Raw genomic sequence first — 7,134 nt, forward strand, 5'->3', positions numbered from 1 at the left:
TGGTGGTGTGGAAGTCATCATAGATTCTAATGGATTAGTCGTAAAAGGCGGAGAGATAAAGAGTGAGTGAGAAACAAATATATACAAATAAAGACGCAAATATTGCGAATCTAGAAACAGATTCACGCGCAAACCAAAATCCAAAAAGATACGACAAAAACGGCGATGAGATTCTCTGGGAGGGCAAGAAAAAATACCACCCTGTTGGTTTATTTTTATTTATTGCTTTTTGGTGTGGTGGTGGATTAGCCATTTGGACTATGTGGCATTTTATGCGTGTTGAGTCTTTATGGTATGGTGTGCCTCTTATTTGTTTTGTGGGAATTGCGTGCTTGTTTGGGTATTATTGTATAAATTTGCGCAAAATCTATCTTACTACAAAAGGCTTATGGATACACACGCGATTTAATGGCGATATTTTTTATCCTTATGGATATTTTGTTATTGAATCTCAAACAAGTGGTGGATTTCAAAATTGGGAGATGATAGAGATACATAGCTTTCAAAAATCATCAAAAACTTTTATGTTTCCTGTTGTGAGGGGTTCTATGGGAGTGTTTATGAATAATGATGATTTTAAGCGCATTTGTAGCAAGCAAACGCAAAAAGCATTAGAATCTATGTTAATCAAAGATATATCAAATCTTTACGCAATTTTTACAAAATTAGAGCCAAAAAAAATTTATATGCCAAGTTATAATGTTTTTAATATAGATTTTAGTATATATAAACAAAATATTAACACATATAAAGGTATAAAATGAGTGATAAAGAACAAGCATATAATATTGAACTTGAAGCTGTGTTTGATAAAGATTCAACAGATAAAAAGGTGGATACAAAGAATGAATAAAGATAGCCATAAGGTAGCTTATGTGAAAATCAATCATATAGGACTTCTAATAAGCGGATTTGTAAAAATAGCGTTTGTTTTGTTTTGTGCGTTTGTGCTTATCGTTAGTATCGTATATCATTGGGAATTTCCGCCGTATTTATTGAAAATATTGGGGGCTTACATTACTGCAATAAATATTTTTGCCATTATCCGCAAATATCTATCCAAAACAATATCTAACGAAACGGCTATATATGCCTGCAATATCAAAAATGATACATTTGGTAAAGTGTTATATTTTGTGTGTTTTTTAGTTGTTGCTGGGCTTTTTTGTGTGGTTGATATATTGCTTGGGGTTGGAATCTTGCTATATTTATTAAGACTTTTAGAATCATATTATTATTACAAAGTAGAAATAAGCCAAAATTTTCTTATTTTATATCATCGTTTATATGGAAAAATGTCATATCAATGGGAGGATATTAGGATAATTTGTTCGCTAGATGAAACGATGAGTCGCTATTTCTATGTACATTTAAGCGAATCGTATTATTTAGACATTTGGTATAAAGGCGCACTCATATCTGTCGTGCTAAATAGAGATGAAAACACGATAAAGTTATACGAGTTTATTAAGGATTTTGCTAAAAGATGAAAATAATATCTTTGTTTAGGCAAACAATTTAAGGCAATATAATGTTTCTCTACTATCTTTACCACTATTTTGGCAAAAATCGCAAATGGCTAAATATCGCGCATAATGTATTTGATAAATATATCGCAATTAGTGCTGGCATCGTGATATTTGGCTCTCTTATATTGCAGGTTTATTTTGATAGAGAGCCAAAGCTAATAGTGGTATTTATCCACAACTTACCCATAATCATCAAAATCTTTTTGATTCATTTATGGTGGATTGTTGTGGTGGTCGCTATATTGTCGATTTTTGGCGTATTTTTTATCCCATCATTTGCTAGAAATCGCACCAAACAAAACATTATCACAGAGATTTTTATAAATCGTTTGCGATTTGTCGCTCTAATGCTAGGAATGCTTATTTTTGGATTTTTGGCGTTTGTAATGTTTGGGGTGTTATTAAAAATGTTTGCTTTTGGTATTGCGATATTTTTGTGTTTGTTGTGGGCTGTGTCGAAATATATGGCGACTAAATCTATCGCACTTAGCGAAAATGGTGTCATTATTCGGCAGATTTGCGGTGAAATTTTTATCCCTTATAGCAATTTATATCCATTAAGTGAGTGTGAATTGCAAAAAGCAGTAGAGAATAAAATGATAGATATTAGATATGGTGATTATGCTGGTGTGCGATTTGAAGTAGGCAAGGACAAAAACACAATAGAGCAATTTATGAATCTATACAATAAAAAAGTGATGGATTCGCATAAAGTTATGATAAAAACAAAGGATTAGCAATGGGAAATCAACTTACGAACCAAACGCAAGGCATAAAAATAAGCAATAATGAGCTAAAATCAACATTTAGATATTTAGAGCGTGAGGACATATAAATGCAAACAATCGATTCTAACCCACTAATCGAAATAAAATTTAAAATAGGCACATTACGCAAAATCGCGCTTATTATTTCTGCGGGTTTTGGTTGCATTGTGATATATAGTTTTATTCAAGTTTTATTTAAGTTGGATATTTTTAAAGCAATCAAACAAGAATGGGGGACGATATTGATTTTTCCATTTATGTTAGCGCTTGCATTTGGTGTTTATTTTTGCGTAAGGGAAATTATAGTTGGCAATAGACGCAAAATCACACTTTATGATAACTACTTCATTATAATAACAAATAAGTTTCTATTCACAAAAACAATCAAGCTAAATTATGGGGATTATGGAATTAAAATTGCGCACAATTTTGGATTTCTTTTTCATTTTTATAATATTATGTTTTTTGATATAAACAAGCAAAATCCTAAATGGAGCGATATGAAAATAAAGTGTGTAGTGCATTTGCCACTATTTAATACAAATACATTTGACGCAAATATGGATAATTTTATGGAAATGTTTCAAACAAAAACAGAACAATTTTTGCACTATAAAAACATAAATAACCTTAATAATGATTCGATAAAATAATGTATAAAGGAATCACAATGCCAAAAGAACATAATTTACAAACCATAGGCTTAAAACTTGGCTTACCTAATAGCGCAAATAATGGCATTGATATAAAAGCTGGAATCATAGATTCTAATCCAAATTCTAGCCAAAACTATCATCATAAAATCTATGATTACAATGATAAAAATAAAGGCATAGCCACCTTGCAAAATCTAAATTTTTGCATTGACTGCTCTAGTTTGGAATCTTATTTTGCAACTTCAACAAATTCGATACCCAATGAAACTAATGAAAAATCCTTTGACAATAATACTAAAAATATCAACGCAAATCCTTTTTCTTATCAAGATTCAGCAATCAAAGCACAAGAAACAATAAATGACGATGGCACTTCAACGCTCACAATAGAATCTAAACAAGATATATTTGCTTATCAAGGCAAGACAGCGGATTTGTTAATGAGCGGAATAAGTGGAATTTTTGCTTCTATGGCAGAGTTGGCAAAAAAATATGGGATTGATAAAGCGATAGAAAAAGCAGGTGGAGCTAAAATTCGATTTTGGGTTAATGCAGCCTTTAAAACAGAAAGTGCTTCTATAAGTCTTGCTTATAATTATGGTAATAATGGTGGGGATATGACTAGAGCAGTGGTAAGTGTTGGAATAGAGTTAATAATTGGGGAGTTTATACTTGGTGCTACTGTAGCTTTGTTAGGATTAACTTCAGCACCAGCACTAATTGCTACTGCTGCAATCTCAGCAGTCCTAGCTGGGATACTATTAAACACTAATGCTGGAAAATTTGCTGTTGATTGGGTAACCGACAATATACGCTTTTTTATTGATTTCACAGAATCCAAACTGCAAGCATTTTTCACAAAATTTGATTCCAATCCTAATGCCTATGAGCTAGTAGAAAATCCCACTCTAACAAAACAAGACTACCAATCCATAATAGAAGTTTTATTGCGTAAAGATTCTAACGCCAATGATATAGACAAAACATTGCATAGTTTTAAAAACTACTTAAAACAAGATAAAAACAACTCATCTAAACAAAGCAATAATGCTTCTCCCACAAAACCCACAAGCCAAGCTAAATCTCAACCCACTCCGACCACCCACACAACTCCCACAAATCCCTTACACATAATACTATACTTAGAAGATGCCATTACGCCATTAAATGATATAAAAATAAAACTTACCCCAAATCATATAAAAGATTCTACAAAGCCACAAGACACTATCCAAGAGCAAGTAAGCAAGAATGGAAAAGTAACTTTTACTATTCCTAGCAATTCTAACACATTTGATTTAGAAATAATCGATGATAGATTTTGCCACAAATCAAAAAGCAACATTCAAAGAGTAACAAATAGTTACTATAAAAGCAATAACACCATAAACCTATATCTTTTAGCTAAAATATGGCTTTATTTTAATGGAAAACAAATCTTTATAATGAGAGGCAATAAGATTGTAGAAACATTTAGGGCTTATAGTGGTAATGCGCTAAATCTAGCACAAAAACAAAATCTAATAAACGAGAGAGGTTATACGCAGTTTGTCTCTTATGTGAATGTAGAAGACTCTAATAAAATTATGTATTTTTGTTTGGATAAACATTGGCAGACTCAAAAAGATAAAGGCTCTATGGTAGAAGGAAACTATTATGTTAATATTAGTGATATAAGAGATAGATGGACAATATGGACAGAAAATAAGTTTGGCACAAATACTAGAATCTATACCGATGAATCCTGCACCAACACAACAGAATCTACCACACAAAGAAGCGATTTTTACTTGCACGGAGGGGATAAATATGGCAATGCAGGTGGGATAGATTTAGCAAAGGGAGATTCAAGTTTTTTTAAGAGACTTGAAACATTAAAAGAGCAATTTATTAGTAGCGCAGCAGAGTATAAAGATAAACCGATAATTATTAAACTTGTAGTGGATTATAGTGAATTAGGCATAGAGATAGATTATATTGATTTATCAAGAGAATTACAAACAAAATCACAAAATCCACAAATAGATACAAAAAAGCATAAAGTAATCCTCACAGCAAATTATATCAAACCCAAATCTATGTCAAATGAAGTATTTAACGCACAAAAGCCACAGACTTATTGGGCTTACAAAGAAATAAAAAAAGATGAGGAATTTGACTTTGATAATGCAGTAAATATGAGCGATATTACGCATTTCACAAGTGGAGGCACTCAAAAATACATAGGTGAGAGCGTAGAGATTGATTTAGTAAAATTTGGCTGGGAGGATTGCCTTAAACAAATCATTGTGTTTGCTTATCTGCAAACAGATGTAAATAGACAAAATTCAACGCTAGTGATAAATAATCCAAAGTGGAGGATTATCACTTGGCACAATCCTATCGTGAATCCTAGAGTAACGATATATAGCTTTAGTGGTAAAAATAATGATATGTCAAACGGTATGTTTGGGAAAATAAAAAATAGGATATCAAAAGTTCACAAAGCCCTAGACTTTTTTGCAAAAGTAGGCACAAATATTTATGCCCCTCTAGATTGCGAAGTCGCAAAGGTTGATAAAAAACAAGTTACGACTTACGGCAAATATATCACTCTAAAAGTTACAGGACAAAGTTTAGAGATTCTAAAGATTAGAAAAAAAGCTATAAACTATCAACTAAGATATAAGAACGAAGGCGAAATGAAACAAGATGATAAATTTGATGAAGATTCAAAGCAATATTATCTATTTTATGCACATTTATCACAAATTGACAAAGACATAAAACAAGGAGCAAAAGTTTTGGCAGGACAAATAATAGGCAAAAGTGGCGTAACGGGCAATGCAAAAGGCACAAGTGCGCCACATTTACACTTTGAAATAAGGAGCAATGAGTATACAGTGCCAAAAGAACTTACATATTTAGTCAATCCAGCTTTTTATATAGAATTTAAAAAACTAATTAGTGAATTTAGCCAAGAAGAAAAAGATGAACAACAAAAAATTTGCAGACAAAACAACGCAGATAAAACACAATGTAAATCCACAAAATAAGGAAAAATATGCCAATATATGCCCTAGCCTTAGATGATTATGTAAAAACTGATTTACTCGGCAAAATCCATATCATTGATGATAGAATAAGAAACAAAGATTTTAGAAAAAAACTTATTAGAGATTCTATTCTTGAAGAGATCATTGAAGCGACAGAAAAATGTGTGGCAGATAAACGCAGAACCATTAAAGACACAAACACAAAAATGTATAGAGGAATGCCTTATGAAGACTATGGTTGGTGTGATTATAAACGAGATGCTAGACTCACAGGAATTGTTTATTATAATAAAACCATCAAAGATATTTATCACTTAAAACATTTAGAGTTTATAAAAAGATATAGACAAGAAATGTCTATATCTTTTATGAAACTTATCTATCCTGCAAAAATGCCTAGAGAGGATTATTTTCCTTTTGCAGATTTTGATTTGGGCACAGAGATACCTTTACTATTAACAGAAGAAGAAAAGAAAAGGTGGAATAATGATGATGGAGGTTTAGAGATTATGTCAAGGGTAGAAGTAAGTGACTCTAATTGGAATTATGGTATTTTTTGGATAGATAGTCATAGGGTATTTATGAATTTAGTATCTGAAGCATACTATTTTAAGCAAATAGGCAAAGATGCGTATTTGTTTGAGCTAAGTTATGAATAAGACTAGATTCTATATTTTTTAAGTAAATTTTATGAGCAAAACATTTTTGCATATTGATTGCATTAGTGGTAGCCTTTATAATAACACCAACACCCCAAATCTACACTTACCAAAAGATTCACATAAAACCACATTTAGCTCTAAAACACTAGGCTTAAATGAAAAAGGCATAAATGAAATATCATTAGAAAATATAAAAGATAATGAGCTAATCTCAATCCACGCTCAAAAAGACTATGATGAACTAATAGAGCATAACTTTAGCCAAACTATCAAAAACAACAAAGAATCCACCATAAAAGGACATTACAACGAATCTATCACCAAAACCCATACCCAAGACATAGCCCTAGCAAAGATAATCAAAGTAGGTGCAGAATATAACACAAATGTAGCTTTATCAAAAAACACCATCGTAGGCACAAGCAATACTCTAAGCGTGGGAGCAAACAACAAACTAAAAGTAGAGCATAATAGTAGTGAATTCG

The 7,134-nt window shown here is 31.7% G+C and carries 7 protein-coding genes; all 7 read left to right on the forward strand.

The window, feature by feature from the left end; translation table 11 throughout:
* The first annotated feature begins 62 nt into the window (after positions 1 to 62).
* Positions 63 to 764, forward strand: coding sequence for a hypothetical protein (locus tag ACWIUO_RS13080; RefSeq protein ID WP_454178334.1), 702 nt, complete (start codon positions 63 to 65; stop codon positions 762 to 764).
* Positions 765 to 845: 81 nt separating this feature from the next.
* The gene (locus ACWIUO_RS13085; RefSeq protein ID WP_454178335.1) at positions 846 to 1,490 is read left to right on the forward strand and encodes a hypothetical protein; all 645 of its coding nucleotides are present in this window, start codon (positions 846 to 848) and stop codon (positions 1,488 to 1,490) included.
* A gap of 41 nt (positions 1,491 to 1,531) precedes the next feature.
* A complete protein-coding gene (locus tag ACWIUO_RS13090; RefSeq protein WP_454178336.1) occupies positions 1,532 to 2,266 on the forward strand; it encodes a hypothetical protein in 735 nt (244 codons plus the stop codon).
* A gap of 98 nt (positions 2,267 to 2,364) precedes the next feature.
* A complete protein-coding gene (locus ACWIUO_RS13095) occupies positions 2,365 to 2,949 on the forward strand; it encodes a hypothetical protein (RefSeq protein WP_454178337.1) in 585 nt (194 codons plus the stop codon).
* Between the two features lie 17 nt (positions 2,950 to 2,966).
* Positions 2,967 to 5,987 carry a M23 family metallopeptidase gene (locus ACWIUO_RS13100; RefSeq protein ID WP_454178338.1) on the forward strand — a complete coding sequence of 1,007 codons (3,021 nt, stop codon included), beginning with the start codon at positions 2,967 to 2,969 and terminating at the stop codon, positions 5,985 to 5,987.
* A gap of 8 nt (positions 5,988 to 5,995) precedes the next feature.
* Positions 5,996 to 6,646, forward strand: a complete 651-nt coding sequence (locus tag ACWIUO_RS13105; RefSeq protein ID WP_454178339.1) for a hypothetical protein — start codon at positions 5,996 to 5,998, stop codon at positions 6,644 to 6,646.
* Positions 6,647 to 6,677: 31 nt separating this feature from the next.
* The coding region (locus ACWIUO_RS13110) for a bacteriophage T4 gp5 trimerisation domain-containing protein (protein ID WP_454178340.1) at positions 6,678 to 7,134 on the forward strand (457 nt) is incomplete at its 3' end.

The organism is Helicobacter sp. T3_23-1056, from assembly GCF_053654535.1.